Annotated in this window: 33 protein-coding genes, 1 tRNA gene and 2 riboswitches; of the genes, 24 read left to right on the forward strand and 10 right to left on the reverse strand. The window is 42.3% G+C overall.

Going from position 1 to position 25,904, the window contains the following annotated elements:
• Positions 1-42: 42 nt before the first annotated feature.
• On the forward strand, positions 43-909 hold the full coding sequence (locus MHH26_RS03600) for an RluA family pseudouridine synthase (protein WP_340972375.1): 867 nt from the start codon (positions 43-45) through the stop codon (positions 907-909).
• Positions 910-951: 42 nt separating this feature from the next.
• Here MHH26_RS03600 and prpE read toward each other — a convergent pair whose 3' ends face one another.
• Positions 952-1,695, reverse strand: a complete 744-nt coding sequence (gene prpE, locus MHH26_RS03605) for a bis(5'-nucleosyl)-tetraphosphatase PrpE (RefSeq protein WP_034663218.1) — start codon at positions 1,693-1,695, stop codon at positions 952-954.
• A 162-nt stretch (positions 1,696-1,857) separates the two neighbouring features.
• Here prpE and MHH26_RS03610 point away from each other — a divergent pair, with 162 nt between their 5' ends.
• The 10 genes from MHH26_RS03610 to MHH26_RS03655 all read left to right on the forward strand — a co-directional run bounded on the left by MHH26_RS03610 (position 1,858) and on the right by MHH26_RS03655 (position 10,878).
• On the forward strand, positions 1,858-3,699 hold the full coding sequence (locus MHH26_RS03610; RefSeq protein WP_334748663.1) for a monovalent cation:proton antiporter family protein: 1,842 nt from the start codon (positions 1,858-1,860) through the stop codon (positions 3,697-3,699).
• A gap of 59 nt (positions 3,700-3,758) precedes the next feature.
• A riboswitch (TPP riboswitch) is annotated at positions 3,759-3,868 on the forward strand.
• Between the two features lie 78 nt (positions 3,869-3,946).
• Positions 3,947-4,657, forward strand: a complete 711-nt coding sequence (tenA, locus tag MHH26_RS03615; protein ID WP_307499460.1) for a thiaminase II — start codon at positions 3,947-3,949, stop codon at positions 4,655-4,657.
• Positions 4,632-5,249, forward strand: coding sequence for a thiazole tautomerase TenI (gene tenI, locus MHH26_RS03620; RefSeq protein ID WP_307499461.1), 618 nt, complete (start codon positions 4,632-4,634; stop codon positions 5,247-5,249). The genes tenA and tenI overlap by 26 nt, the downstream gene beginning before the upstream one ends.
• A complete protein-coding gene (thiO, locus tag MHH26_RS03625) occupies positions 5,233-6,345 on the forward strand; it encodes a glycine oxidase ThiO (RefSeq protein ID WP_307499462.1) in 1,113 nt (370 codons plus the stop codon). Before tenI ends, thiO begins: the two co-directional genes overlap by 17 nt.
• Complete coding sequence (gene thiS / locus MHH26_RS03630; RefSeq protein ID WP_034663206.1) at positions 6,342-6,545, forward strand: sulfur carrier protein ThiS; 204 nt, start codon at positions 6,342-6,344, stop codon at positions 6,543-6,545. Before thiO ends, thiS begins: the two co-directional genes overlap by 4 nt.
• A gap of 4 nt (positions 6,546-6,549) precedes the next feature.
• On the forward strand, positions 6,550-7,317 hold the full coding sequence (locus tag MHH26_RS03635) for a thiazole synthase (RefSeq protein ID WP_034322849.1): 768 nt from the start codon (positions 6,550-6,552) through the stop codon (positions 7,315-7,317).
• Positions 7,314-8,327: a thiazole biosynthesis adenylyltransferase ThiF gene (locus MHH26_RS03640; protein ID WP_307499463.1), complete on the forward strand. Its 1,014-nt coding sequence runs from the start codon at positions 7,314-7,316 to the stop codon at positions 8,325-8,327. Before MHH26_RS03635 ends, MHH26_RS03640 begins: the two co-directional genes overlap by 4 nt.
• 16 nt (positions 8,328-8,343) lie before the next feature.
• Positions 8,344-9,150: a bifunctional hydroxymethylpyrimidine kinase/phosphomethylpyrimidine kinase gene (gene thiD, locus MHH26_RS03645; protein ID WP_034663200.1), complete on the forward strand. Its 807-nt coding sequence runs from the start codon at positions 8,344-8,346 to the stop codon at positions 9,148-9,150.
• A 150-nt stretch (positions 9,151-9,300) separates the two neighbouring features.
• A complete protein-coding gene (fabI, locus tag MHH26_RS03650) occupies positions 9,301-10,077 on the forward strand; it encodes an enoyl-ACP reductase FabI (RefSeq protein WP_034663198.1) in 777 nt (258 codons plus the stop codon).
• Positions 10,078-10,191: 114 nt separating this feature from the next.
• On the forward strand, positions 10,192-10,878 hold the full coding sequence (locus tag MHH26_RS03655; RefSeq protein WP_106031514.1) for a CotO family spore coat protein: 687 nt from the start codon (positions 10,192-10,194) through the stop codon (positions 10,876-10,878).
• Between the two features lie 35 nt (positions 10,879-10,913).
• On the opposite strand, the gene MHH26_RS03660 is transcribed toward MHH26_RS03655, so the two are convergent.
• From MHH26_RS03660 to MHH26_RS03680, 5 genes are all read right to left on the reverse strand, one after another.
• A complete protein-coding gene (locus MHH26_RS03660) occupies positions 10,914-11,357 on the reverse strand; it encodes a CotY/CotZ family spore coat protein (RefSeq protein WP_106031515.1) in 444 nt (147 codons plus the stop codon).
• Positions 11,358-11,563: 206 nt separating this feature from the next.
• Positions 11,564-12,055 (reverse strand): CotY/CotZ family spore coat protein, encoded by a 492-nt coding sequence (locus tag MHH26_RS03665; protein ID WP_034663191.1) that lies wholly within the window; start codon positions 12,053-12,055, stop codon positions 11,564-11,566.
• Between the two features lie 146 nt (positions 12,056-12,201).
• Positions 12,202-12,708: a spore coat protein gene (locus MHH26_RS03670; protein WP_095285024.1), complete on the reverse strand. Its 507-nt coding sequence runs from the start codon at positions 12,706-12,708 to the stop codon at positions 12,202-12,204.
• A gap of 88 nt (positions 12,709-12,796) precedes the next feature.
• Positions 12,797-13,132 (reverse strand): hypothetical protein, encoded by a 336-nt coding sequence (locus tag MHH26_RS03675; RefSeq protein ID WP_034663892.1) that lies wholly within the window; start codon positions 13,130-13,132, stop codon positions 12,797-12,799.
• A 43-nt stretch (positions 13,133-13,175) separates the two neighbouring features.
• Positions 13,176-13,562 (reverse strand): spore coat protein, encoded by a 387-nt coding sequence (locus MHH26_RS03680; protein ID WP_106031516.1) that lies wholly within the window; start codon positions 13,560-13,562, stop codon positions 13,176-13,178.
• 177 nt (positions 13,563-13,739) lie between these two features.
• On the opposite strand from MHH26_RS03680, the gene MHH26_RS03685 reads away from it, so the two are divergent.
• From MHH26_RS03685 to MHH26_RS03705, 5 genes are all read left to right on the forward strand, one after another.
• Entirely contained in the window at positions 13,740-14,090 is a 351-nt protein-coding gene (locus MHH26_RS03685) for a DUF1360 domain-containing protein (RefSeq protein ID WP_340973785.1), read from the forward strand.
• A 71-nt stretch (positions 14,091-14,161) separates the two neighbouring features.
• Complete coding sequence (locus MHH26_RS03690) at positions 14,162-14,290, forward strand: hypothetical protein (protein WP_258182060.1); 129 nt, start codon at positions 14,162-14,164, stop codon at positions 14,288-14,290.
• An 86-nt stretch (positions 14,291-14,376) separates the two neighbouring features.
• Positions 14,377-14,598 carry a hypothetical protein gene (locus MHH26_RS03695; protein WP_060596024.1) on the forward strand — a complete coding sequence of 74 codons (222 nt, stop codon included), beginning with the start codon at positions 14,377-14,379 and terminating at the stop codon, positions 14,596-14,598.
• A gap of 84 nt (positions 14,599-14,682) precedes the next feature.
• Positions 14,683-14,820, forward strand: a complete 138-nt coding sequence (locus MHH26_RS03700; RefSeq protein WP_003212017.1) for a YjcZ family sporulation protein — start codon at positions 14,683-14,685, stop codon at positions 14,818-14,820.
• A gap of 138 nt (positions 14,821-14,958) precedes the next feature.
• Positions 14,959-15,216: a stage VI sporulation protein F gene (locus MHH26_RS03705; protein ID WP_003212292.1), complete on the forward strand. Its 258-nt coding sequence runs from the start codon at positions 14,959-14,961 to the stop codon at positions 15,214-15,216.
• Positions 15,217-15,232: 16 nt separating this feature from the next.
• On the opposite strand, the gene MHH26_RS03710 is transcribed toward MHH26_RS03705, so the two are convergent.
• Positions 15,233-17,545, reverse strand: a complete 2,313-nt coding sequence (locus tag MHH26_RS03710) for an ATP-dependent helicase (RefSeq protein WP_340972386.1) — start codon at positions 17,543-17,545, stop codon at positions 15,233-15,235.
• A 126-nt stretch (positions 17,546-17,671) separates the two neighbouring features.
• Between MHH26_RS03710 and MHH26_RS03715 the strand changes: the two genes are divergently transcribed.
• Positions 17,672-17,929, forward strand: coding sequence for a hypothetical protein (locus tag MHH26_RS03715; protein WP_034663177.1), 258 nt, complete (start codon positions 17,672-17,674; stop codon positions 17,927-17,929).
• Between the two features lie 79 nt (positions 17,930-18,008).
• On the opposite strand, the gene MHH26_RS03720 is transcribed toward MHH26_RS03715, so the two are convergent.
• Genes MHH26_RS03720 through MHH26_RS03730 form a run of 3 tightly spaced genes read right to left on the reverse strand, consistent with a single transcriptional unit; the run spans position 18,009 to position 19,758 of the window.
• Positions 18,009-18,443: a GNAT family N-acetyltransferase gene (locus tag MHH26_RS03720; RefSeq protein WP_106031518.1), complete on the reverse strand. Its 435-nt coding sequence runs from the start codon at positions 18,441-18,443 to the stop codon at positions 18,009-18,011.
• Positions 18,444-18,449: 6 nt separating this feature from the next.
• Complete coding sequence (locus MHH26_RS03725) at positions 18,450-18,965, reverse strand: YjcG family protein (protein ID WP_106031519.1); 516 nt, start codon at positions 18,963-18,965, stop codon at positions 18,450-18,452.
• Positions 18,966-19,017: 52 nt separating this feature from the next.
• A complete protein-coding gene (locus tag MHH26_RS03730; protein ID WP_034663170.1) occupies positions 19,018-19,758 on the reverse strand; it encodes an alpha/beta hydrolase in 741 nt (246 codons plus the stop codon).
• A 221-nt stretch (positions 19,759-19,979) separates the two neighbouring features.
• Positions 19,980-20,101, forward strand: a riboswitch (SAM riboswitch).
• A gap of 79 nt (positions 20,102-20,180) precedes the next feature.
• On the opposite strand from MHH26_RS03730, the gene MHH26_RS03735 reads away from it, so the two are divergent.
• The 7 genes from MHH26_RS03735 (at position 20,181) to catA (ending at position 25,704) form a co-directional block, all read left to right on the forward strand.
• Positions 20,181-21,299, forward strand: coding sequence for a methionine biosynthesis PLP-dependent protein (locus MHH26_RS03735; protein ID WP_340972391.1), 1,119 nt, complete (start codon positions 20,181-20,183; stop codon positions 21,297-21,299).
• Entirely contained in the window at positions 21,296-22,474 is a 1,179-nt protein-coding gene (metC, locus tag MHH26_RS03740; RefSeq protein ID WP_106048792.1) for a cystathionine beta-lyase, read from the forward strand. The genes MHH26_RS03735 and metC overlap by 4 nt, the downstream gene beginning before the upstream one ends.
• A gap of 129 nt (positions 22,475-22,603) precedes the next feature.
• A tRNA-Val gene (locus MHH26_RS03745) sits at positions 22,604-22,676 on the forward strand.
• A gap of 142 nt (positions 22,677-22,818) precedes the next feature.
• Positions 22,819-23,064, forward strand: a complete 246-nt coding sequence (locus MHH26_RS03750) for a peptidoglycan-binding domain-containing protein (protein ID WP_340972394.1) — start codon at positions 22,819-22,821, stop codon at positions 23,062-23,064.
• 106 nt (positions 23,065-23,170) lie between these two features.
• On the forward strand, positions 23,171-23,347 hold the full coding sequence (locus tag MHH26_RS03755; RefSeq protein ID WP_307499470.1) for a hypothetical protein: 177 nt from the start codon (positions 23,171-23,173) through the stop codon (positions 23,345-23,347).
• Positions 23,348-24,056: 709 nt separating this feature from the next.
• On the forward strand, positions 24,057-24,887 hold the full coding sequence (locus MHH26_RS03760; protein ID WP_340972396.1) for a sialate O-acetylesterase: 831 nt from the start codon (positions 24,057-24,059) through the stop codon (positions 24,885-24,887).
• 154 nt (positions 24,888-25,041) lie between these two features.
• Complete coding sequence (gene catA, locus MHH26_RS03765) at positions 25,042-25,704, forward strand: type A chloramphenicol O-acetyltransferase (RefSeq protein WP_340972399.1); 663 nt, start codon at positions 25,042-25,044, stop codon at positions 25,702-25,704.
• Positions 25,705-25,904: the final 200 nt, after the last annotated feature.

Consider the following 25,904-nt stretch of genomic DNA (forward strand, 5'->3'; position numbering starts at 1 on the left):
AAGAGGTCGTTCTCGCTGGAATACTTTACGCTAAACAAAACCATGACAGCCAAAGAAGAAGGGCTGCTTTTAAAGGATTATTTAATAGATCTTGGCATTTCGAAAAGGATGCTGACGGATATTAAATTTGATGGCGGTGATCTCCTCATTAATGGAGAGCATGTGACTGTGAGATACAAGCTGCATAAGGGAGACAGGCTCACCATTTTATTCCCAGAGGAAAAAGTGAGTGAAGGGCTGAAGCCTGCTCCGATTCCGCTTGATATTTTATTTGAGGATGAGCATGTCCTTGTGCTGAATAAAAAGCCATATATCCCGTCCATTCCTTCTCGGGAGCACCCAGAGCACAGTATTGCGAATGGATTGCTGCACCATTATGCAGAGCAGTCTGTTCGGCTGACGGTTCATTTGGTGAACCGCCTTGATCGTGATACATCTGGCGTCATGCTCGTGGCAAAGCATCGCTTTGCCCACAGCCTTTTATCAAAGGCGCAAAAAAGTGGAGCGGTCAAACGAACATACAGAGCGTTTACACATGGCATGATCTCGGAAAAGTATGGAACCATTCGTGCAAAAATTGCCCGAAAAGGAGATAGTATCATCGAGCGAATGGTCGATGATACTGGACAGGAAGCAGTGACGCATTTTAAAGTGCGAGCGGTGGACGCTGAGTTGAACATGTCAGATGTGGCTCTATCGCTTGAAACTGGGAGAACACATCAAATTCGTGTTCATATGAAGTATCTTGGTCACCCGCTCATCGGAGATACGCTATATGGCGGAACGAGTGAGCGGATGAACCGGCAGGCACTGCATAGTGAGACTCTTGTCTTTCCTCATCCGATGACTGGGGAGGAAATGACATTCTCGGCTCCGCTTCCTGAAGACATGAAATCATTGCTGCTTTAAATAGAGAAACCCGGCTACCTGCAAGCGCAGGACCGGGTTTTTTTATGATGTGAAATGCTGAAACCTTGAATCGTCATAAGGCATAGAGGAAGGAACAGAGACCGTTTCAAGCTCAGGATATGTGAGGGCAGACAGCCGGTGGCCAAATACGCAGCCTGTATCAATATTGACGGTTCTGCCAACGAATCGGGGTTCTTTCACTGGTGTATGTCCGTAGACAATCCACGGTTTTCCGCGATATTCCTTTGCCCAATCCTTCCGCACAGGTCGTCCATCCGGCCATGTTTCTCCTGTGACCGCGCCAAATAATAGATAGGATCGCATCTGTTTGTTCGGCTTTCTTCCAATGTCCTTTTCCTTCATCGCTGCGTGAGCAATAATCAGTTCATCAGGAATGAGTACATCGTAAAGCGGAGCCTTCTCAAATAGCTGCTTAAATTCATGTGACAATTTGGTTTGTTCATGAAGGGGCAGCTTTTTTATTTCGTTCACTGTGGTTTCGATGCCATGAAGTAATTTCACGGGATTTCCTTTCAAATAGCGATAAAGCTTAAAGCAATGGTTGCCAGGTACGTAGCGGATCGCGCCGTGTGCGTAGGCATGAATGACAAATCGCATCACATCTACTGACTGAGGGCCTCGATCTGTTAAATCACCGACAAGGGCTAGCGTTCTTTTATCAGGATGGACGGGTAATCCATGTTTGAGTTCGTATCCTAGTTTGTGTATGAGGGTAAGCAGCTCTTCGTAGCAGCCGTGGATATCTCCAATGATATCAAATTTCATAAGATTTCCTCCTGATCTTTCTCATCCATTCATCGGGGTTAAAGAAGTTTGAATTTTAGAACATATAACGAATGGCTTTCTTTTCATTTAGGCAATTGTTAAAATCAATGCTTTAACGTAAAACTTAAAAGATTAAACATCAATGTTAGGAGGCTTTAGCCAATGGAGCATACATCTGTTTCATCACTCGTTGTCGTTATTATTGTCGCCTTTTTCACCCCACTTTTATTGCACCGGTTTAAGCTGACCATTCCGGTCGTTGTTGCTGAAATCATCATGGGGCTCATCATTGGAAAAAGCGGTCTTCAACTGGTAGTTGAACATGATGCATGGTTAGACACGTTATCCATGCTCGGTTTTATTTTTTTGATGTTTTTAAGTGGACTTGAAATAGATTTTTCTTCTTTTGAGTCAAAGAAGAAAGCACGAGAACTGCCAAATGGTCTAAAAGAACCAAATACGTTTAAGGCAGCCACGATTATTTTTCTTGGCGTATTTAGTATTTCTTTTATCCTGTCCTATGCGTTTGTACTTGCAGGGTTTATCCAAAATGCCTTTTTAATGACGCTCATTATATCGACCATCTCATTAGGGGTAGTGGTTCCTACCTTAAAAGAGGAAAAGTTAATGCAGACGAATATCGGTCAAATCATCTTGCTTGTCGCCGTCATTGCTGATTTGGTGACGATGATTTTACTTGCTGTGTTTTCCTCCATTTATGGCGATGGTACAGGGAATATGTGGCTTCTGCTCTTATTATTTGCTGCGGGCATTCTGCTTTATTTATTTGGCCGCGTATTTAAGACAAAGTCGATTTTTCAGTCCATGTCAAAAGGGACCGTGCAAATTGGGACAAGGGCGATCTTTACTCTCATTATAGTCTTAGTTGCCTTATCTGAATCACTCGGTGCTGAAAATATTCTTGGGGCGTTTTTAGCGGGCGTACTTGTGTCCCTTCTTTCGCCGAATAAAGAGCTTGTCCAGCAGCTGGATTCATTTGGCTACGGATTTTTGATCCCCATCTTCTTTGTGATGGTCGGAGTGGATTTAAATATATGGGCACTGTTCAAGGACCCAACCATTATGATCATGATCCCGCTGCTGTTTATTGCATTACTGGTTAGTAAGCTCATCCCGATTCTTTATTTGAAAAAATGGTATGACATGAAAAAAGTGATCGGTTCTGGCTTTTTATTAACATCGACGTTATCACTCGTCATTGCAGCTGCGACGATAGGGGAGCGGCTCGGAGTCATTGACCATAAAATGTCTGGAGCGCTGATTCTAGTCGCGGTACTCACGAGTATTTTAACGCCTGTTTGGTTTAAAGCGCTGTTTAAAAAAGAACAAGCTGCGAGCCATAAAAAACGTGTGACCTTTATTGGTGCAAATCAGCTGACCTTACCTGTCACACTTGATTTACATCAGGATGAATATGATATTCGGATTTTGCATGTCTTTCAAGAAAATAAAGAAGCGCTGCTTGCTGACTCCATCTTTGAAGTCGAATCGATTGAAGAGTACGACGATGAGACGCTGCGAAAGGCAGGCGTTGGCCAGGAGGATGTCCTCGTCGTCGCAACAGGCAGTGAGACGAAAAATAAGGAAATTGCTTTATTTGCAAAGGAAGAAGGAGCGAAACAAGTCATTGCTAGTGTCAACAAAGCTGAGACAGAGCTGACATTGAAGGAAGCAGGCATTGATACGTTTTCTAATTTCCTATCATCTAAAACGGTGCTAAGAGCCTTGATTGAAGCACCGGATGCGATTCGATTATTAACAAATGAGGATACTTCTTTGTATCAAATTCAAATGAACAATCATCGTTATCACAATGTCATGCTGAGGGAATTTCCGTTTACCGGTGATTTGGTCTTTGTCCGTATTTTCAGAGGGGTAGACAGCTTAGTACCACATGGAGATACGACGCTTAAAAGCGGCGACCGTGTGCTTGTGTCAGGCTCTCGTGAGTATGTGGCAGGACTAAGAGCCCAATTAGAGTAAGAATGAACCCTTGACCAATGAACAATTCCTGATTAAGATAGAAGTACAACATCATATATTTGATCCACTAGGGGAGTCCTTTAAAAGGGCTGAGATAAAAGTGTCGACTTTTAGACCCTCATTACCTGAACAGGTTCATACCTGCGTAGGGAAGTGGTGCGGTTTTTGACTATGCTTTTTACAAATTCCAAGCCACTTTCCACGCGGAAAGTGGCTTTTTTATATGGAGAAACAGGAGGAGAGAAACATGACGTTTTCAATTGAATGTAAAGAAGCAGCAGCAACATGGTGGAATGGAAGCTTCACACACCCATTTGTCAAAGGGATTGGAGATGGCACGCTTTCACTCGATCGTTTCACGTATTATGTGATGCAGGATTCATATTATTTAACTCATTTTGCAAAGGTGCAAGCATATGGCGCAGCGATTAGTGAGGACTTACATACGACGGGCAGAATGGCGTATCATGCGCAGGGTACGTATGAAGCAGAGCTGTCGCTGCATAGAAAGTTCACAGAGCTTTTGCAGATTTCAGATGAAGCCATCGAGAACTTTAAGCCTTCTCCGACTGCTTATGCGTATACCTCTCATATGTACCGATCTGTGAAAAGCGGACGATTTGAAGAGATTTTAGCCGCATTATTGCCGTGCTACTGGCTATATTATGAGGTGGGTGAAAAGCTGAAACAAACCACACCTGACCATCCGATTTATCAGGAATGGATTTTGACATATGGAGGGGATTGGTTTAAGGAGCTCGTCTTTGAACAGGTCAACCGCTTTGATGAACTAGCCGAGAAAGCACCAGAACATGTACGGGCCAATATGAAAGAAAATTTTGTGATTTCAAGCTATTACGAGTACCATTTCTGGGAAATGGCGTATCAAAAAGAAACATGGCAAACAGCATGCTTAGATGGGGTTGGTGCAAATGGAACTCCACGCAGTGACAAATGATTCGCTTCCTGTGGATGAACTGATCAAACAAATAAAAGCCATCGCACCTGAAGTGGATTTTATTCATATCCGGGAACGGTCTAAAACAGCAAGTGAGCTTGTTGATCTCGTGAAAAGACTCTTTTTAGAAGGTGTACCGAAAGAGAAGCTCATCATCAACGACAGAGTAGACGTTGCACTGCTCACCAATATTCACCGGGTACATCTCCCAGGCCATAGCTTTTCGCCAAAAGAGCTGCGGCAAAAATTCCCTCACCTTCATGCGGGTGTCTCTGTTCATTCGATAGAAGAAGCGAAAGCAGCGGAGAAAAATGGAGCAGAGTATGTCATGTTTGGGCACGTATATGACACCACTTGTAAACCAGGACTTCAGGCAAGAGGCGTACAGCTTGTGAAAGAACTGACATCTTCACTGTCTATTCCAGTGGTGGCGATCGGTGGATTGACACCTGACCGCATTCCAGAATTGAAACACGCGAATGTGAAAGGGATTGCTGTCATGTCTGGGATTTTTACTCATCATCAGCCGCGCATGATGGCACAAGCATTTTCTAAACAGGTAAAGGAGCATCCTTATGAAGAAGCATTATGACGTTGCAATCATTGGTGGTGGAATCATAGGAATGTCCATTGCCTATCACCTTGCAAAAGCAGGAAAGCAGGTCGTCTTATTTGAGGCGAATGAGGTAGGGAAGCAAACGACAAGTGCGGCTGCTGGGATGCTCGGTGCACATGCTGAAGGAGAGGGTCATGAGGATATTTTTTTCCAAGCAGGCAGAGCAAGCCAGGCATTGTACGAGAAGTTAAAAGTCGATCTACAGCATGAATCTGGCATTGATATTCGGACATCAGCGGGCGGTATCATGAAGGTAGCTTTTACAGAAGAAGAGAAACAAGCACTTTGCCGGATGCAGCATTTGTCTACATTTGAGTGGCTTGACGCAAGCAGCGTAAAAAAATGCATGCCTCAAATGGCAGATAACATTCTAGGAGCAGGTTTGATTAAAGAGGATGTTCATGTCGAACCTTATGCGGTATGCCGGGCATTTTGGCAGGCGGCGGTCCGGTACGGGGCGGATGTGAAAGAGTGTACATCTGTGATTGAAGTGAAGCGGGAGAAAGAAGCGTTAGCAATTAGAACAACGAAGGGAACATTCACATGTGATGATCTGACTGTAGCGAGTGGTGTATGGTCTGGCCGTTTTTTTGAAGAGCTTGGATTATCTCATTCTCTTTATCCAGTAAAGGGGGAGTGTGTGTCTGTATGGAATAATGGCCCAGCACTCGCACACACCATTTACCATGATCATTGTTATATCGTTCAACGAGATAGCGGCAAACTGGTCGTTGGCGCAACGATGAAGCCAAACGAATGGCAGGCTGTTCCAACGCTTGGCGGCATCGAAGCTGTGATTCAAAAGGCGTCTCAGCTTATGCCTTCGATCAAGGAGATGCCGATTGATCAGTGCTGGGCCGGTCTTCGCCCGGCGACAAGCGACCGGCATCCCTACATTGGAAGACATCCAGAAGATCAGCGTATTCTTTTTGCTGCAGGGCATTACAGAAATGGCATTTTACTTGCCCCGATTACTGGAGAGATCATTCGCGACCTGATATTAGGTGAACCGGTCAAAAAGGAATGGCTTCACGCGTTTCGTATTGGCCGAAAGGAGGCACTGTTTGTATGAAAATTCAATTGAATGGCAGAATCGTTGATTTCGATCAAGAGAATGGAACGATCTATGATCTGCTATCAGCCTATCAGCTTGAAAATAGAGTAGTGATCGTGGAAAAGAACCAAGAAATTATTGACAAAGAAGCGTTTCAACAAGTAAAAATTCAATCTAATGACACGATTGAAATCGTTCACTTTGTAGGAGGAGGATGACAACATGCTGCACATTGGCGGAAAAACATTCACATCAAGATTATTACTTGGTACAGGGAAGTATCCATCATTTGAAGTTCAAAAAGAAGCCGTGAACGTTTCGGAAGCAGAAATTTTAACCTTTGCTGTGAGAAGAATGAACATTTTCGAAGCATCTCAGCCTAATTTTTTGGAGCAGCTTGATTTATCAAAATATACGCTGCTTCCGAATACAGCTGGTGCAAGTACTGCGGAAGAGGCAGTTCGTATTGCTCGTTTAGCGAAGGCTTCTGGACTGTGTGACATGATCAAGGTAGAAGTCATTGGCTGCTCAAGGTCTCTTCTGCCAGATCCAGTCGAAACGTTAAAAGCATCGGAAATGCTACTCGAAGAAGGGTTTATCGTGCTGCCCTATACATCTGATGATGTGGTGCTGGCGAGAAAATTAGAAGAGCTCGGTGTCCATGCTATCATGCCAGGGGCTTCACCGATTGGTTCAGGGCAAGGCTTACTAAACCCTCTGAATCTCTCATTTATTATCGAGCAGGCGAAGGTACCGGTGATTATTGATGCTGGTGTAGGCTCTCCAAAGGATGCGGCTTATGCGATGGAGCTAGGGGCTGACGCTGTATTACTGAACACAGCTGTGTCAGGTGCAAAGGACCCTGTGAAAATGGCAAAAGCCATGAAGCTGGCGATTGAATCAGGAAGACTAGGCTTCGAGGCAGGACGGATTCCTTTGAAAAACTATGGGACAGCAAGCAGTCCGCAGGAAGGAATGCCGGCATTTTGAGCACACGTTATTCACGCCAAGAGCTCTTTCAGCCAATCGGCACAGAGGGGCAAAAACGGTTAAATGACTCAAAGGCCGTCATTATTGGTGCAGGGGCGCTTGGAACAGCTAGTGCTGAAATGCTCGTTCGTGCTGGCGTTGGATCTGTCACCATTTTGGATCGAGATTATATTGAATGGAGCAACCTTCAGCGTCAGCAGCTTTACACGGAGCAAGATGTGCATGATCGGCTGCCAAAGGCTGTGGCGGCTGAAAATAGACTCAAGCAGGTGAACAGAGACGTGCATGTCAAAGGAATCGTCGTCGATGTGACCGCTGAACACATTGATGAACTGGTCAGCGGGGCTTCGATTATCGTGGATGCAGCGGATAATTTTGAGGTGAGGATGATTGCAAATGATGCTGCTGTCAAACATCAAATTCCGTTCCTTTACGGAGCCTGTGTAGCCAGCTATGGTATTCAATTCACTGTGATTCCTGGTGAGACCCCGTGTTTACACTGCCTGCTTGAACATTTACCCGCACAAGGCATGACCTGTGATACAGCCGGTATCATTAGTCCAGTGGTGCAGCAGGTGGCGGCATATCAAGTGGCAGATGCCCTTAAATATTTAACAGGCCATCAAGTGACGCCAATTTTAAGATCCTTTGATTTATGGACCAATGAACGATCTGACATCCGATCAGCCAGTTCCTTAAAGAAGAAGCAATGTCCAAGCTGTGGGCTGAAGACATATCCTTTTCTCTCCTATGACAAGAGAGCGAAGGCAGATGTACTATGCGGCCGCAATACGGTACAAATCCGCAGTGCTACTGAAATCCCGCCACCATTACACGAAGTGGCTATTCGCTTAAAGAAAGCAGGAATGGATGTGCTTGAAAATCCGTATTTACTTTCTTGTCAAAAGGATGAATATAAGCTTGTTTTATTTAAAGATGGCAGAGCACTTGTACATGGTACAAATGATATGGCCAAAGCAAGAACCATTTATCATCAATGGATTGGCTAATGAGAGGTGTGATGAAATGACGATCAAAAAAGCATTCACCATCGCGGGTTCTGATTCTGGCGGCGGAGCTGGCATTCAGGCAGATTTGAAAACCTTTCAGGAGCTCGGTGTATATGGAATGTCTGCGATTACAGCGATTACAGCGCAAAACACACTTGGCGTTCACGGGATATATCCACTTTCAATCGAGGCGTTAGAGCGCCAAATAGATGCAGTGGCAGAAGATTTACGGCCAGATGCCGTCAAAACAGGAATGCTGTGGAGTGCCGAAATGATCAATACGGTTGCTGAAAAAACGGTTCAATATGAGATGAAGCTGATTGTCGATCCAGTCATGATCGCAAAGGGAGGGGCTTCTTTATTAAATGAAGATGCGGTCTCTGCGTTGAAAACACACTTGCTGCCTGTCAGCTATGCCGTAACGCCGAATCTTCCTGAGGCAGAAGTGCTGACAGGCATGCGCATTCAGACAAAAGAGGATCGCTATCTAGCAGCGGAACGTCTATATGAGCTTGGTACGAAACATGTCGTGATCAAAGGGGGACACGGCCCCTCTGGCGGTATGATAACAGATCTGTTGTATGATGGAAAAGGCTTTATAGAAGTCACAAACGAACATATTGATACCCCACATACACATGGCACAGGCTGCACGTTTGCAGCGGCATTAACAGCTGAAATTGCGAAAGGATACTCCATGAGAGAGGCTTTTGAAACAGCAGAAACCTTTGTCCATGAAGCCATCAAATTCCCTTTGAATATTGGCGCTGGACATGGACCTACCAACCATTTTGCTTATCAGCAAAACAGGCTCAAACGATAAGAGAATCGAACCGTCTTCACTTGCGAGGACGGTTTTTTGATGAAAAAGAAACTTTCTTTCAGCGGAAATTGTCATTCTCTCATGATCTGTGATAATATTATGATCAGGTACTAATACTATGTCTTGAAAAAATAGGAGGCTTTATTACATATGAACTTTTCTTTAGAAGGCCGTAATATCGTGGTGATGGGTGTTGCCAATAAACGAAGCATCGCTTGGGGAATTGCCCGCTCACTTCACGAAGCTGGAGCTCGTTTGATTTTTACTTATGTTGGAGATCGTCTTGCTGAATCTGTAAAAGAACTTGCAAGCACACTTGAGCGCAATGATTCAATCATTCTTCCATGTGACGTGACAAGTGACGAAGAGATTGAAAAATGTTTCGCTACAATTAAAGAAAAAGTACAAGTCATTCATGGCGTTGCGCATGCGATTGCATTTGCAAACAAGGAAGAACTTGTCGGTGAATACTTAAACACGAACCGTGAAGGTTTCCTTTTGGCGCACAATATTAGTGCATACTCATTAACAGCTGTAGCAAAAGCAGCACGTCCATTGATGACAGAAGGTGGAAGCATCGTCACGCTTACATACCTAGGCGGAGAGCGTGTGGTATCTAACTACAACGTAATGGGTGTAGCGAAAGCAGCACTTGAAGCAAGTGTGAAATACTTAGCAGCTGATTTAGGCGCAGAAGGTATCCGTGTGAACAGTATTTCTGCTGGTCCAATTCGTACGCTGTCTGCAAAAGGCATCAGCGGCTTTAATACAATCCTGAAGGATATTGAAGAACGTGCACCGCTTCGCCGTACAACGACTCCTGAAGAAGTTGGCGATACAGCTCTATTCTTATTCAGTGATCTATCACGCGGCATGACAGGTGAGAATCTGCATGTTGATTCTGGCTTCCATATCATTGCCCGCTAAACGAATCATTGAATTGCAGCATACCAAAGATGGGTATGCTGTTTTTTTATTTTTCTTCTGATTTGAGACATCCGCTCATATATATAAGGAATGAATCATTCGGGAGGGATTAGTATGTCAAATAAAGGTGATGAGAACCAGAAGCCGCTTATGTATATTGTTCAGCCGAGCTATGATGAATCAATGCCGGCCATGCAAAATATCGTGAGAAAACGAAAGAAATCAGAAAAACCGCAAGAAAGTCATCAGAGTGCAAAAGACGTGATCGAAGAAAGCACGCACGAGGAACCCGTGGCTCAAGAAATAGAGAAGAAAAAAGAAGTCGGGCCGCCTGAACTTCAGCAAGAACAAGACATCACACAAGAAGCAGAACTTGCACAAGAACAAGACATCACACAAGAAGCAGAATTTACACAAGAACAAGACATCACGCCAGAAGCAGAGCTTACACAAGAACAAGACATCACACAAGAACCAGAACTTATACAAGAACGAAAACCCCAGCGAGAAGAGGAAAAGCCGCCAGAAGGTGTATTTCATGAAACAAAAGAAGAACGTAGAAGAAAACGAGTGAAAAAGCCTTTAAGTCAGATGAGTATTGACGAAAAAGTCGATTTTCTCACAAGCCTGCCTCATAATATGCCAAGAGCCCTTTGCCTGATTGAAGCTGATGGTAAAACATATAGAGGGATTATCATGGATCGAAAAGAAGATCTAGTGGTCATTCGAACAGCGGGCGGGGGAAATCCAGTTGAATTAGCAATAGATGAAATTTCCTCGATTCATCCGCTTGGCTTTTAACGAATAAAAAAAGTCCCATAGAGGGACTTTTTTTGTTAGCAGTTACGGTTGATGAGTCGTGGATTTAAGCACTCGATTGCGCAGAAGCAGTCAAGATCTACTTCAATGCAATACTTCGATTTTTCTAATCGGAACACATCACATAAGGAATCTTTATCTGTAAAATCTAAAATATGACGGTCTTTGTCAAATGCAATAAGCAAGCTGAGTGTTGCGCAGTGATCACAGATGTGTTCGACTCTGAAAAATGCAGTGCTGAAGCAAGGACCTGCATCTACTTCTCCGACGTTTCCGAATGCGACGAATGGTTTTGATTTGGATGTAAAGAGAACAAACGGGACAGTGTCACCTAATGAATGTGATGGAGAAAGGAGATTGCTGTAACAGCTGGTCGGGCAATCTTCTTCGACGGCACTTTGTAAGTCGTTAATATTTTCAACAGCCTCTGCTACACAGCTCCATGAATGTTTGCGGCTCATATTCAACCCTCCTATACTAGGAAATTTGTTTGAGTGTTTGAGCACTGTCATCATCTACAAGCTTTTTTGTTTTGCCAGTTGATACTTCTACTTTCAATCAATGCGGAAGCGGCAGCTCTTATGCTGACTGCTCCGCATGATTGGCTGTCATTCGTAAGGAAGGGGATGCTTTGACTCATGACAAGTTAGGTCAACGGACGATTGGTTTAGCCGTGATGATGATGCTTTTTATCTTTCGATGGCATGACTCTGTCGACAAGCTCTGGGTTTAAACATTGGATCGCGCAGAAGCAGTTTAGATCAACCTCAATACAAAAGTCCGTTTTTTCTAGACCAAAGAAGTCAGGGTCACAAGGGTGACACACGCTTAGCGTATGTCCGTGTACATCAACTGGTCTTAATACAGATAACGTAGCACAGCAGTCGTGTAATTTTTCAACCCGGAAGAAAATGGATTCGAAGCATTGGCAATCGTCAACAAATCCTCCAATGTTTCCGAAAGTAGAAAACAATCCGCCCTTTTTATCAAAAATTAAAAACGGAATTGTATCTTTTCCAGAAACTGTCGGGCTTAATAAATTACTGTAGCAGCTCGTAGGACACTTATCTTCTACAGCTTCCTGCTCTGCTAAAATCTTATCAACCGCATCGCATACACAGTTTTCATCATGTCGGCCATGGTGTTTTCCGCAGCTCATGGATTTCAGCTCCTTTAACAAGGTATTTGACTTTAGTCCTTAACAACATATGTATGCGCCCTCTAGTTGGTGTGGGTAAATGACTATTTATATTTGTTGTATTTTTATAAAAGGAAAAGCAGAGCTTTTCGCTCTGCTTTTGGACATTAGAGGATACCAATTGCAACGATTGTCGCAACAAGTGTTTGAGTAAGTGTTTGAATCGCGATCGAGATATCCGCATCGATTGTCGATACTGTAACGTTTCTTGAATTTTCGATGACAAGTTTCTGGCGGTTTGTTTGTTTGTGAGTAGCGGCTTGTAAAAGATCTTGTGTGACGCGGTCAGCCAGATCACCGTCTGCGATTGAGATATTTGTAATGGTGATGATCGCTGTTTGAACAGCTACTTGGATAGATGCTGCAACCTGTGCATCAACAGAAGAGACGTTAATGTCACAAGAGTCTCTGACGATAATGACTTCCTCAGATGTCTGCTTTGTAAAACTCAATTGATCAAAGTCTTGCAAGACATCTTCATCATCATAATAGTGGCCATCACAAACTGCTTTTCTTTCATAGTTGTAATCGCCGTGGTGTCCGTGGTGTCCGTGGTGTCCGTGGTGTGTACAGTTACGATCTAGAGCGACCCAAGAATATGGTTTAGAATCCATTTCTATTCCTCCTTCCGTTTACTTTATTAAATGCTGGAATGCGTGGTTTTGTCTCGGGCATTTACCCTAGCAGGCAACCCATTTTTATTTAATCGTTATTACGCTGCGCATCACGGCGCTGCTGAATACGATCTCGAAGTGAATTTCGTTTTGGACGTACTTTTGGTTCAGGCTGTACTTCTTCCGCATGTTTTGCTGCCTCAGCCTGCCTTTTTTTCTCCTGCTGCTGTTCTACGAAATCATTTGCTTTTTTTTGTAAGTCCTCGACTAATTTCAAAATCATTCTTCTTTGATCATCTGAGATATTTGCTTTCTGATCATCTGTGATATTGTTTTTGTTTAACACATCACTTACAAGAAGACTCGTTAATGGATCAACATCAGTATTGATTTGAAACTCCTTTTTTTCGTTCTCTTCAGCCACGATGATTTCACCTCTTTCATACGTCATGTTAGAAAAGAAAGGGTCAAAGAATGCCGGCTTCAACTAAGAGTACATTCAATGTTTGAGTGAGAATTTGGACGGAGTTCATAATGGATGCATCTGATAATGTAATCGTAATGTTATAGCAGTTGATGATTTGAATCACAGTTTTCTTTTGGACTGTCACTTGTTGTGTGGATAAAAGCTGATCTGTGATGTCTGCAGCCAATTCATCGTCTGGTACAAGAAGTTGAATTAAAAGAGTAATGATTGTCGTTACGGTCGCTTGAAGGGAGAGTGCAGCTGTTACATCTGTTTTATGAATTGTGACATTTTCGGAATCTTTGATCTCAATGAAATCATCATAACTGCTGATTAATTCGTTTAACAGTTGTGTGTATAATAAATCAGCACTTTCTTCAATAGACAATACTTTCACTCCTTTCTTATCTATACATTATTTAATGCAGCAGAGGCTCAAGGTGGAATCGGAAAGCGTGAAAAAGTACAACCCAATTTTATTTCCGCTCGATTCATCATGGCGGTCTTTCTTTTTGCATATATAAAGAAAGGACGCAAAAAAGAAGAAAAAAGGAGGTGGAGGCTCCTGAGTGGTGCTTTGTCATTTGTCGTGTTTGCCCTCGCATCCTTTAGACTGACGAGGCTGATTGTGTTTGATACCATTGCTGCTCCTTTCCGCCGTTTATTTCATGAAGAACAGGAAGAGGTCAATGAACAAGGTGAAGTGGAGACATATATCATCATTAAAGGTAAAGGGCTGCGGTCTTGGGTAGGAGAGCTGTTAAGCTGTTATTGGTGTACTGGCATGTGGTGCACTGCTGCTTTACTTCTGATATACATACTATTTCCTGTCATCAGCATGTGGCTTAATTTACTATTAGCAATTGCCGCGGCAGCAGGCATTATTGAAGCGATCGTCTCAAAGCTGGTGAAATAAACAGGCATACTGATCAGACACGCTTTCAAAAAATGCATATACTATCATGGAATAGGAAAGGAAGGGTTGCGATGAAACCAACTGAAACACCGTCACATATGCTTCAAGGTTATCCAGCGCAGTCAAATCAACAATCTGTTTATACGAAGAAAATCAAAAAAGCAGATTGCGGTTGTGGAAAGAAAAAGAAACCTCAATAGAAGAAAAAACAAAAGCCGGATTTATCCGGTTTTTTTGTTGCCCTTTTTTTGAGTGATGCATATGTAAGAGAGAAGGGGTGACCAGAATGGATGCATTCGAACAATTAATCGGCTCCTTGTTCACTAAACCTCATGATGGAAAAGAACAAGCGCACGAAAAGGGTGAAATGGATCTAGCGGATAAAGCGAATGATCTTGAGCAGCACTTAAAGGTATTTGGCGAGAAGATGGATGCTTTTGCGAAAGAAACAGAAGCATTCATGATGCGTCATGGAGAGGCAGATTACGTCTTTAAACAGCAGAAATAAAAATTCCGCACTTTTTTATGTGATCGTCCAAACCATTTGTAGTATTTTTCATATTTTGTAAGGGAGAAGAGGAGGTGCTTATATATGAGTTGTTACGGTTACGGTGGCGGTTCTTGCGGCGGCTACGGCGGAGGTTATGGCGGCGGATATGGATCAACATTTGTTCTTGTCGTCGTGCTTTTCATCCTTCTAATCATCGTTGGTGCTTCTTTCTTTAACTAAACAGTAAGAAGGTGAGGGAAGCAATGGGGGAGCCTTTTGCTTTCCTTTCTCTTTGGGCAAACAAGGCTTTAGGATAGGCACATATCTCGCCTATTTTCATATAGTAAGGTGATTACTCCACAAAGAGGAGGCAAATGAATGGATAATAAATTCTTTAAAAGCGTTGAAAATAAAACGGGTGTGAATATGAATGATGTTTTTAAGCTTGCAGGTTCTTTGCAAAATGCCAACTTTAAAGATGAAGCAACGGTTCGAGGCGTCATTAAAAAAGTAGCGCAGCTTGCGAATAAGCGTGTACCTAAAGAAATGGAAGACAAAATCGTTCAATCGATTACAAGTGGAAAAGAAAAGCTTGATTTCAATACAATCGCTAAAATGATGAACAACAAAAAATAAACAACAGGCTCTCCGCTTAAAGGGGGGCCTGTTGTTTTTCTGTGAATAATTCTCGGTTTTTCTTTAGTAGGGGATACAAAAAGCGCGAGCGATGAGCGGTTTTTCCTCGCCTAAATGATGGAACAGATAGATAAAGAGATTGTTCAGCTCTTGTCATGGCCACGTATAATAAACGGCGTTCTTCTTCTAGGGCTTCTTCATCACCGTTTCTTAGTTCATCGAGTGAGAAATCATGAGGCAGTGCTCCGTCGACCACGCAAGTGATGTACACCGTTTGGAATTCAAGTCCCTTTGCGCGGTGAATCGTCATTAGCTGAACACCTGGTTCATCTGTTTTTTCCTTTTCGGCAGATTTCATATGTTCGGCATGTGCGAGAAAGGCTTCAATCGTTTCAAAGCGTTTGGCGGCGGTTTTTACATCTCGTACATCATCCGCCCCTTTTTCAAGCACATTCGTATCGTTCACTCGTTTTTTTAAGTAATCACCAAGTCCCATCTTTTGTTCAATAAACGCCACAGCGTCAGACGGCTTTAACGTTCGTAACGTGCGGAACAGAGGAACAATGGATTGCAGCTTTTTCCGTTGAAACGGCTGAATATCTGTTAGTTTTCCGAGTGCGTCTACCATTGAACAATCTTCCGTGATGGTCAGTGCCTTCATCGTGTTCAAGGTCTGCTGCTTTAAAAAGAAAACCGGAAGCAGCTGTTTCATAGCAGCCACATCATCGGCATCCTGACTTAAAGAGAGAAAGGCGAGAAGAACCCGAACAATTCGTCTGCTGTAGAAGGCTTTGACACCAGCCTCCGTCTCATACGGAATCGCGGATTGATGCAGACGCTCATAAATCGCGCGGCCTCCTGTATTGGTGCGAAAGAGCACGCAGATATCATTCGGCTTTGCGCCGTTTGTAATTTTCTCCTGAATATCTGCCACGATCATGGTCGCTTCCTCTTCCTCGTCATATGGATAAAAGAGCGTAGGCGGGATTGTCTCCGCACGGACGGCTTTTAACGTTTTTTCATAACGATGCTGATTTTTCTTAATAATGGCATCCGCACTTGCGACAATCGTATGATGCGACCGGTAATTCGCATGTAAATGGACGATTTGAGCCGAAGGATAGTCCCGTTTGAATTCAAGAATGAAAGCAGGATTGCTGCCCCTAAAGGCATAAATGGCTTGATCATCATCACCTACACAAAATAGCTGCTCAGATTCTCCAGCTAAAAGCTGAATCAATTGATATTGAACTGGATTAATATCCTGAAATTCATCCACTAAAATATACTTGAACCGTTCTTGATATCGTTTCAGCAATTCAGGCTGTTCTGTCAGCATGTGCAAGCAGGCGATTGCCATGTCATCAAAGTCAAATTGCTGATTGTCTCGTTTTTGCTGTTCATAAGATTGATAGATCGTCCACATGTGTTTTTCCTTTTCATCCTTCAAATCAGGAAGCTCGCCTGGTAAAAAAGCATTTTTCCAAAAGCCGATCGATTGCAGTACTTGATCGGTAGGGTAGTCTTTTTCATCAAGTCCTTCATTCATGATGGCTTTTCGAATGTACTGTTCCTTCTGCCAGTCAAACTTGATCAGGTGCTGGCCGTTCCATTTGCTTGCATCGTCATGAAGCAGCATTTTATAAAAAAGACTGTGGAAGGTGCCTGTCACCACTTGGCTTGCTTGTGATGGGTGAAGCTGGTATTGCTTGCGCAGTCTTTCTTTCATTTCACTGCTGGCTTTTGTGGTGAAAGTCACGAGTAAGATATGGTGAGCAGGAATATGATGATGTGACATGAGATATGCCGCTCTTGCTGTCAAGACTCTTGTTTTTCCGCTGCCAGCGCCAGCCAGCACCAGCATTGGACCGTCTTTATGTGTGACAGCTTGAAGCTGCGGTGTGCTAAAGGTAATATGCGGAAAGAGATCGATGGTATGTGCTTGTTCATTCTCTTGTAAATGTAACGCATCGCTAAATTGAATCGACCTTGGTTCCTGCCAGTCATATGATTCATTCGTTTGCGAGATGATCTGTTTACCTGTTGGAAAACGGAAGCCCCCAAGTTCTTTATAGGAAGCACTTTCCTCTTGCTCTGCATTTTTTTTCTGATCTTCTTGTTCTTCTGCTTGTTCACACATCTCTTGCTGAGTCATATGTTTATGAATAAAGGCAGGTTCTTCATGTATATTTAATCTGAAAAAGACTGGTTGTCCGCAATATGGGCAGGATAAGTGCCCTTTTTTTCCCTCGTCATGGAGGAATTGATAATGTTCTCTCGAATACGTATGTAATGAGATCGTTCGATCATGTCGTCGTGCGCATTTCAAAGCTAGTCCTCCAATAGTTAATCAATCTTAAAAAGAAACACATCTAATCATATCAAATGAGACGTGTTTCAAACAGTCATAATTAGGGAATAGTAGAGTAGAAGAGAAGCAAAGGAGGCGTTCTTGATGGGATATATAGCCCCGATTCAGCCGGATCTGTATTTTCAATATATCAATCGTCCTGCTCCTCAGGATAAAGAAGACTACGCGAAAGTAACAAAGGTTACTCGCACCTTTCATGACAAGGTATACAGAGAGCTGGAGAAAAAAGAGGACTTAGTGACAGAAGCAGAAACGAAAGTACAGCAAAAAAAGCGGGAACGCTTTGTACGAGATATGTTTATGGAAGAAGGCAAAGGCGTTCATATTAATGCGTATATATAAATGATTGCGCTTTCTTCCCTTGACGAACGATGATAAAGAAAAGCGAGGGCATCATGGATGCTCTCGCTTTTTCTTTTGGTCAAACAGATAGTGTTTTTGTCATTTTGACATGTGTGATCCCTGCTTCTTCAAACGGTTCAGAAACGGCTTTGTAGCCTTTCTTTTCGTAGAAAGGAAGAGCTTGGACTTGTGCGTGCATAACCGCTTCCTTCGCTCCATTAGCAATGGCTTCTGTTTCCAGCGCTTCTAATAGTTTGTGGCCAAGGCCGAAAGCGCGCGCCTCTTTTAACACACAAATTCGTTCCAGCTTTGCCTTTGGCCCTTCAATGATCCGCAGTCTAGCGGCTGCCTGAGGCGTCATTTCATCATTATAAATGACAAAATGAATAGCCTCGTCTTCTAGTTCATCTATTTCAATCTCTAACGGGACTTCTTGTTCTTTGACGAACACTTCTTTTCGAACGTAGTATGCATCTTCTCGTTGTGTTTGTGCTGTTGCGATGACTGTTTTCAAATGTCCTTAACCCTCTTCTCCTAAAATAAATGTTTCATAGACGGTCCAAGATCCGTTCTCTAACTGATATAAAAGGTGGAAGCGATCCACGGTTTCTTCATGGTCAATCTTTCTCAGCTTTAATGTACCAAGTACGTCTGAATGCTCATCATCTGATAGTTTTTGAGCTACTGTCACATGCGGAACAAAAGCATATTCAGGTGTGCCAGCAAGTGGATCTGCGTACAACCTTTCATTGAGCGCCATGATTTCCTCGTTCGGTTCTACTTTCATATAAATGACGTTGTTTACAGGAGCGAATGAACTGAATTTTTTAATACGTAACGTAATAGGAGAAGCATTTTTTGCATACTCTCTTAACGTTGAGACGACCTCAGCCGCTTCTAGATCCGTTAATTCAAAAGGTGTCCTTAATGTTAAATGAGGCGGTATGAGTGCATAGTTCGGATCATAACGCTTCCGGTAAGAGTTCGCAATATCTTGCAATTTTTTTGATGGAAATAAAACAACTCCGTATTTCATCGTGTTCCCTCCTGATTAAGAAAGTATTTATTATTGTTTATTATAACAAAATTCAGTTGATTAACGAATATGGGAGCATTCTTTTTAACGAAGGCGCAATGAGCGGCTGCCAAAACGTCCATTTATGATCCCCTTCGAATGTCTCAAATAAATAATCCGCACCTGACTGTTCAAGAAGGGCTTTTAAATCTTCGTTCGGCTGAATAAAATCAAGCACTTGGCCATCTGTCGTTTTCACAGCCGTTTCTTCCACCCCAATTTGATGGATAATGGCATAAGGAGAAAGGGCTGTCGACTGTTTAACGGCTTCTAGGACTGAATCATCAACGTAAGGAGACTGCAAAATCAGCCCGCCAAATAAAGAAGGATAATCAATCGCTGTCATAAGAGAAATCGTAGCACCTAGCGAATCACCAATAAACGTGCGTCCTGATCCAATTTGATAGGTTGGATAGTGCGTATCAATATAAGGGACAAGTTCATTTGCTAAAAAGCGTTTATATGCTTCAAACTTTGTGCCATCTGGATGATACGTATTCCGTCTTTCCGAGACATTTTCATAAGGGACACCAATGATAATCGAGCGTTCCATTTCTTTGTTTTGCATCAATTCTTCCGCCTGTCTGCCTATTTTGCCTAAGCGGAAATAATCATGACCATCTTGGGCAATGATGACATGATATGTATAAAGGGGGGAGTAATTGACTGGTAAATAGATCAAAAGGGTCATATCCGCCCCAAGTTCTTTTGAATGTAAGGTTTCTTCTTGAATAATGCCTGTTTTCTTCACCATAATCCATTCCTCCAGCTAACCAATTTCATCACAAAGTGAAACGTTTCCATTCATTGTAACATGAAAAACAGCGTTGTTCCTATATGCTAACATGCAATCCATTCAGTTGACATCGAATCTGTTATAAAATACAGAAAATTTTAATTAATTGGTCCGATTCCTCTTGAAAAATGAGATTTAATGCGTTACAGTATTAAGAATTAGAACAGACAGACAACACATTCTTATCGTGAGAGGTGGAGGGACTGGCCCTTTGAAACCTCAGCAACCGGTATGCATCACTTCATGTGATGTACCAAGGTGCTAAATCCAGCAAGCAGCTTTTTTGCTTGGAAGATAAGAGGAAGCGATTAAAACCCCTTCTTCTTATGAAGAAGGGGTTTTCTGTTTTGAAATCAGATTTTTACTTAGGATGGTGTCAAATGACAGAACATGTGGAAACGACATTAGCGCAAATTGGAAACCGCAGCGAAGAGGCGACTGGCACGGTCAGTCCCCCCGTTTATCTCTCAACAGCATACAGACATAGAGGCATAGGGGAATCAACCGGATTTGATTACATTCGAACGAAAAACCCAACAAGGCAGCTTGTAGAGGATGCGATTGCTTCACTCGAAGAAGGGACGGCCGGCTTTGCCTTCAGTTCGGGAATGGCTGCGATCCAAACGATCATGGCATTATTTGAAAGCGGAGATGAACTCATCGTCTCATCAGACCTATATGGCGGTACATACCGTTTGTTTGAAAACGAATGGAAAAAGTACGGCTTACGTTTTCTTTACGATGATTTTTCAGATGAAGACTGTTTACGTTCTAAAATCACGCCAAACACAAAAGCGGTCTTTATTGAAACGCCGACAAATCCACTTATGCAGGAAGCAGATATTCAAAAAATAGCAAAGATTGCAAAAGAATATGGCGCTTTGGTCATTGTCGATAACACCTTTTACACACCCGTTTTGCAAAAGCCGATTACACTTGGAGCGGACATTGTCATCCATAGCGCAACCAAATATTTAGGCGGACACAATGACGTCCTTGCCGGTCTTGTGGTGACAAAAGGAGAGCAGCTGTCTGAAGACATGTTCCAGCATCAAAACGCAATTGGAGCCGTTTTATCTCCGTTTGACTCATGGCTTTTAATGAGAGGAATGAAAACACTGGCTCTTAGAATGCGCCAGCACGAGGCAAATGCGAAGGAGCTGGCAGAGTTTTTAAAGAAACAGTCAGAAATTCAAGATGTCCTTTACCCAGGCAAGGGAGGAATGCTGTCATTCCGTGTAGCCAAGGAGGACTGGGTCAATCCATTTTTGAAGCAGCTGAAAACGATCTGTTTTGCTGAAAGTCTTGGCGGAATCGAAAGCTTTATTACGTATCCTGCAACGCAAACGCATATGGATATCCCAGAGGAGATTCGCATTGCAAATGGCGTTTGTAACAAACTGCTCCGTTTCTCCGTTGGCATTGAGCACGTAGATGACCTGAAAGCAGACCTGAAACAGGCACTATCACAAGTGAAAGAGGAGGTACACGCCAAATGACCACACACGATTGGACACTCGAAACCCAACTCGTTCATAATGCGTTTAAAACAGATCGTTCAACAGGTGCAGTCAGTGTGCCAATTCAGCATGCATCCACCTTTCATCAAAGCAGCTTCGATGAATTTGGTCAATATGACTACTCAAGATCGGGGACTCCTACACGTCAAGCATTAGAGGATACGATTGCGGCGCTAGAAGGAGGAACAAGAGGGCTTGCTTTTGCATCAGGCATGGCAGCCATCTCAACTGCTTTTCTTCTATTATCAAAGGGGGATCACGTCCTTGTCACAAGAGAGGTGTACGGTGGTACATTTCGGATGATCACCCAAGTACTTTCTCGATTTGGCATTGAGCATACCTTTGTGGACATGACGGATTTGAATGAAGTCAAAAGAGGCATTCAATCGAATACAAAAGTCATTTACATGGAAACACCGTCAAACCCGACTCTAGGTATTACGGATATTGAGGGCGTCGTCCAGCTTGCGAAAGAACATGACTGTCTGACTTTTTTAGATAATACATTTTTAACACCCGCTCTTCAGCGTCCGCTTGACCTTGGCGTTGACGTAGTCCTGCACAGCGCAACGAAATTTTTGAGCGGTCACAGTGATGTACTGTCAGGCTTAGCTGTCGTGAAAGACGAGAAGCTGGGAGAAGAACTCTATTCGCTGCAAAACTCCTTTGGTGCGGTGCTTGGCGTGCAGGATTGCTGGCTTGTGTTAAGAGGGTTAAAAACCCTTCAGGTCAGATTAGAAAAAGCAAGCCAAACGGCCTTCGAACTGGCCTCATTTCTCAAAGAGCATCCTGCGGTGAAAAAAGTGTACTATCCAGGCTTAGATGACCATCCAGGGGCGGACATTCAGCGAAAGCAGGCAAGCGGAGCAGGAGCTGTTCTTTCATTTGAATTAGAAAACCAAGCAGCTGTCAAAGAATTGGTGGATGCTGTCACATTACCTGTATTCGCCGTCAGCCTTGGCGCCGTCGAATCCATTCTGTCATACCCAGCCAAAATGTCACATGCCGCTATGCCAAAAGAAGAAAGAGAAAAAAGAGGGATTACAGATGGCCTGCTTCGATTAAGTGTAGGGGTCGAAAACGGAGAAGACCTTAAACGCGACTTCAAACAAGCACTCGATCAACTTAAGCCAGTTCTTGTGAACCAATCATAAAGGAGAGAAAAAAGCCGGTCCGGTTACCGGCTTTTTGACCTTTTTTGAACAAAACCATTGACGACTGATCATGATGGTTATATAATAGAGAATGTCAGTAACAGAAAGCCCAGAACTGATACATAACCCGATTCCGTAGCTCAGCTGGGAGAGCGCTACCTTGACAGGGTAGAGGTCGCTGGTTCGAGCCCAGTCGGAATCATCGTTGAAACCCTTGCTAAGCAAGGGTTTTTTGTTTTTTTGACAACGAATATTTGTTCTGTTTCTTTTGATTGGGGACGAATTGGGGACGAACTTTATCCACCAGATTGTTTCTCAGTATTTTTAGGATCAAAACGACTAAAGTGTTCGACTTACCATCTGGCATCGTTAAAGTGACCGAGCCTTTGACAAGGGGTGCTAGAGTAAAAGCTCTACAGGAAGCACTGTCTGCTGTATTTTTCTATCCTGAAAAGGAAGCCAAAAACAATGGGATAGACGGCTACTTTGGACCAAAAACAGAAAATGCGGTCCCAGCTCATGCATGGCTTAGCGCTGAAGGTATCTATGATCCGAAGACAAAAGCAGCTCTTCAAAAAGCATCGAAATAAGTAAATCCTGTCCTTTATTGGATATGGGTTTTTTGTGTTTTAATTGGGAAAAGTTGGTTATAAGGGTAGGTAAAACGTGATATGATTGTAAAAAGGAGGTAATATGATGACATTTAAAAGAGCGTTCAATATAGGTTATTTTGTTTTGCTTTTATTTTTTATTGTCGTATATTTCTTGCTTCCAGTCGATCAAATATTTACTGCAATCATCATCCTAATCGTACTATTTGGAGTATATCAATTTGTGATTTTCAAAAAACTAAAAGAACAAAAACAGCAATAAAAGACACCCTAGTCTGCATTAGAATGGGGCTATTTTTTTTCAACCAGTTCCACACATATACATTTTTCCTGGAGAACTTATTTCGTCCAGTTTTTTATTTTTACGTTTACTGTCTGAGAACATTTTTAAATGTCTCTTTCTCCATAAGTAACAAATGTCAGTGTCTGCACGTGTTCCCCAACGTGCGGAGAAGTAACCTGTTTTCATTTTCAATTGGATCATTACTTGAGCAGCGGCAGCAGCAATCCAGCCAACATAAGGAATATGGTTTAAAATTGCTGCTGCAATTACTCCCAGCTGCCTTTCCCTCTACTGTAACACGGTAATGATCATATTTGGACCACGCCCATTTTCCCTTTTGTTTTTGTGTTGTGAAATTATTATTCGCTAACTGTTCAAGAGAATTACTAACTTTATTCATTTGATTTTCTAATACAATGCTATTTGCAATCTTATTTACTTGTTCTTCAATTGCGGCTATTTCGTAAGATTTTAGTTAATTACTAGAAACAGAAATATTACCTGTCTCTTTGTTAGAGGTATAGGTGGTTGTTCCAAGTTCAGTTTTAAAAATTGTAGATTAATAGCTTTATGCACTTTTCGAATAAATTAAAAGAAGCCCTAATCTAGAAATAACAGAGGAAAGATAAACTAATAACGTTCAGGAGAATACACATTTGATAAAATATTCAGTGGAGGGGAGAAAGATATGAAGTCACTTTTACTAATTGGACAATCAAATATGGCGGGGCGCGGCTTCAAGCATGAAGTGCCTCCGATTTATAATGAAAGAATCATGATGTTGCGAAATGGTAGATGGCAAATGATGACTGAACCCATTCATTTTGATAGGCCGGTAGCTGGCGTAGGACTGGCGGCTTCCTTTGCGGAGGCTTGGTGCAAGGATCATGAGGGAGAGAAGATTGGTCTTATTCCATGTGCAGAAGGTGGCAGTTCCATTGATGAGTGGTCGCTAGATGGAGCATTATTTCGTCATGCAATAAATGAAGCTAAATTTGCAAAGGAAAATAGCGAATTGGTCGGGATATTATGGCATCAAGGAGAAAGTGACAGCCAAGATGGGAAATACAAAGAATACTATGAAAAAATACTAAGATTATTTCATGAACTAAGAACTGAATTATCTGTACCTAACATTCCGCTTTTAATAGGAGGTTTGGGCGATTACTTGGGAAAGTTGGCATTTGGCGCAGGGTGTGTGGAATATCAACGTATTAATGAGGAACTACAAAAATATGCACATCATAATGAAAATTGTTATTATGTTACTGCGAAAGGTCTTATATCTAACCCAGACGGAATTCATATCAATGCGATGTCCCAGAGAATATTTGGTATAAGATACTATGAAGCATTTCGAAAAAAAGAACATATACATGAGCCATTACCAAATGAAAATGAGTTAGTCAATGAATGTCATAATAGAATGAATACCTCAGCGGAGAAAAAATACATAGCACTAGAAAAGTTCACGTTGGGCAAGATTACTTACGAAGAGTTGCTGGAGGCTTTATCGTAGGTTAAGCTTATGGTAGCCTTTGAATGAAAACGTTATAACTCACAGTAGTGATAGACAGAAACATGACATATCTCTTGAAAGGATGATTGTGGTGGTGAAAACAGATAAAGTCTCCTCCTGAATACATGAAATCACATTCAGGAGGAGATAAAAAATGTTTAAACAAATAGACGAAAATTACCCGCGAAAAGAGCACTTTCATCATTATATGACGTTAACCCAATGCTCATATAGCCTTGTGATCGATCTAGACATCACGAATTTGCATTCCATATTGAAAGAAAAAAAGCTAAAAGTATATCCTGTGCAAATTTATTTGTTAGCAAGAGCTGTGCAAAAAATACCGGAGTTTCGAATGGATCAAGTGAACGATGAACTTGGCTACTGGGAACTTCTCCATCCTAGTTATACGATTTTAAATAAAGAAACGAAGACATTTTCAAGTATTTGGACGCCTTATGACGAAAACTTTGCTCAGTTTTATAAAAGCTGTGCAGCGGACATTGAAACATTTAGCGAAAGCAGCAAACTATTTCCAAAACCTAATATGCCAAAAAACATGTTCAATATTTCAAGTCTACCGTGGATTGATTTCACTTCTTTTCATCTTAATATATCTACAGATGAAACTTATTTACTGCCAATATTTACGTTAGGTCAATTTAAGATGAAAGAAGAAAAAATCATCCTGCCAGTCGCCATTCAAGTACATCATGGTGTTTGTGATGGCTATCACGTCGGTCAATATGTGGAATATTTGAGGTGGCTTATAGAACATTGTGAAGAGTGGTTAAATGATTCATTGCAGATTACCTGAAGACAAAAGGTGTTCTCATGGAAATCTAGAAGATGAAGGCAGACTGAAATGAGTCTGCCTTTTTGTTTTGTGATGATCATGAAATGTGCCAAAGGTTTACGATGCTACATTTGTTCTTTTTGCGGTTTCTTTTCGGTGCTTTGTAAATTATTGCATGTGATAATAAATGTAATATAAGGGAGTTTAGTGGAAGGGGAATA

The organism is Bacillus sp. FSL K6-2839, assembly GCF_038003365.1.
Lineage (GTDB): Bacteria > Bacillota > Bacilli > Bacillales > Bacillaceae > Bacillus.

Excerpts from the sequence above, each read along its gene's own strand:
- thiO (WP_307499462.1), top strand. The coding sequence starts at position 5,233 with ATGAAGAAGCATTATGACGTTGCAATCATTGGTGGTGGAATCATAGGA.
- tenA (WP_307499460.1), top strand. The coding sequence starts at position 3,947 with ATGACGTTTTCAATTGAATGTAAAGAAGCAGCAGCAACATGGTGGAAT.
- MHH26_RS03665 (WP_034663191.1), bottom strand. The coding sequence starts at position 12,055 with ATGAGCTGCGGAAAACACCATGGCCGACATGATGAAAACTGTGTATGC.
- MHH26_RS03725 (WP_106031519.1), bottom strand. The coding sequence starts at position 18,965 with ATGAAATACGGAGTTGTTTTATTTCCATCAAAAAAATTGCAAGATATT.
- prpE (WP_034663218.1), bottom strand. The coding sequence starts at position 1,695 with ATGAAATTTGATATCATTGGAGATATCCACGGCTGCTACGAAGAGCTG.
- MHH26_RS03700 (WP_003212017.1), top strand. The coding sequence starts at position 14,683 with ATGAGTTGTTACGGTTACGGTGGCGGTTCTTGCGGCGGCTACGGCGGA.
- MHH26_RS03610 (WP_334748663.1), top strand. The coding sequence starts at position 1,858 with ATGGAGCATACATCTGTTTCATCACTCGTTGTCGTTATTATTGTCGCC.
- MHH26_RS03655 (WP_106031514.1), top strand. The coding sequence starts at position 10,192 with ATGTCAAATAAAGGTGATGAGAACCAGAAGCCGCTTATGTATATTGTT.
- MHH26_RS03755 (WP_307499470.1), top strand. The coding sequence starts at position 23,171 with ATGACATTTAAAAGAGCGTTCAATATAGGTTATTTTGTTTTGCTTTTA.
- MHH26_RS03730 (WP_034663170.1), bottom strand. The coding sequence starts at position 19,758 with ATGGTGAAGAAAACAGGCATTATTCAAGAAGAAACCTTACATTCAAAA.
- MHH26_RS03600 (WP_340972375.1), top strand. The coding sequence starts at position 43 with ATGACAGCCAAAGAAGAAGGGCTGCTTTTAAAGGATTATTTAATAGAT.
- thiD (WP_034663200.1), top strand. The coding sequence starts at position 8,344 with ATGACGATCAAAAAAGCATTCACCATCGCGGGTTCTGATTCTGGCGGC.
- MHH26_RS03760 (WP_340972396.1), top strand. The coding sequence starts at position 24,057 with ATGAAGTCACTTTTACTAATTGGACAATCAAATATGGCGGGGCGCGGC.
- MHH26_RS03660 (WP_106031515.1), bottom strand. The coding sequence starts at position 11,357 with ATGAGCCGCAAACATTCATGGAGCTGTGTAGCAGAGGCTGTTGAAAAT.
- MHH26_RS03635 (WP_034322849.1), top strand. The coding sequence starts at position 6,550 with ATGCTGCACATTGGCGGAAAAACATTCACATCAAGATTATTACTTGGT.
- MHH26_RS03695 (WP_060596024.1), top strand. The coding sequence starts at position 14,377 with ATGGATGCATTCGAACAATTAATCGGCTCCTTGTTCACTAAACCTCAT.
- MHH26_RS03715 (WP_034663177.1), top strand. The coding sequence starts at position 17,672 with ATGGGATATATAGCCCCGATTCAGCCGGATCTGTATTTTCAATATATC.
- catA (WP_340972399.1), top strand. The coding sequence starts at position 25,042 with ATGTTTAAACAAATAGACGAAAATTACCCGCGAAAAGAGCACTTTCAT.
- MHH26_RS03735 (WP_340972391.1), top strand. The coding sequence starts at position 20,181 with ATGACAGAACATGTGGAAACGACATTAGCGCAAATTGGAAACCGCAGC.
- MHH26_RS03690 (WP_258182060.1), top strand. The coding sequence starts at position 14,162 with ATGAAACCAACTGAAACACCGTCACATATGCTTCAAGGTTATCCAGCG.
- thiS (WP_034663206.1), top strand. The coding sequence starts at position 6,342 with ATGAAAATTCAATTGAATGGCAGAATCGTTGATTTCGATCAAGAGAAT.
- MHH26_RS03705 (WP_003212292.1), top strand. The coding sequence starts at position 14,959 with ATGGATAATAAATTCTTTAAAAGCGTTGAAAATAAAACGGGTGTGAAT.
- tenI (WP_307499461.1), top strand. The coding sequence starts at position 4,632 with ATGGAACTCCACGCAGTGACAAATGATTCGCTTCCTGTGGATGAACTG.
- fabI (WP_034663198.1), top strand. The coding sequence starts at position 9,301 with ATGAACTTTTCTTTAGAAGGCCGTAATATCGTGGTGATGGGTGTTGCC.
- MHH26_RS03670 (WP_095285024.1), bottom strand. The coding sequence starts at position 12,708 with ATGGATTCTAAACCATATTCTTGGGTCGCTCTAGATCGTAACTGTACA.
- metC (WP_106048792.1), top strand. The coding sequence starts at position 21,296 with ATGACCACACACGATTGGACACTCGAAACCCAACTCGTTCATAATGCG.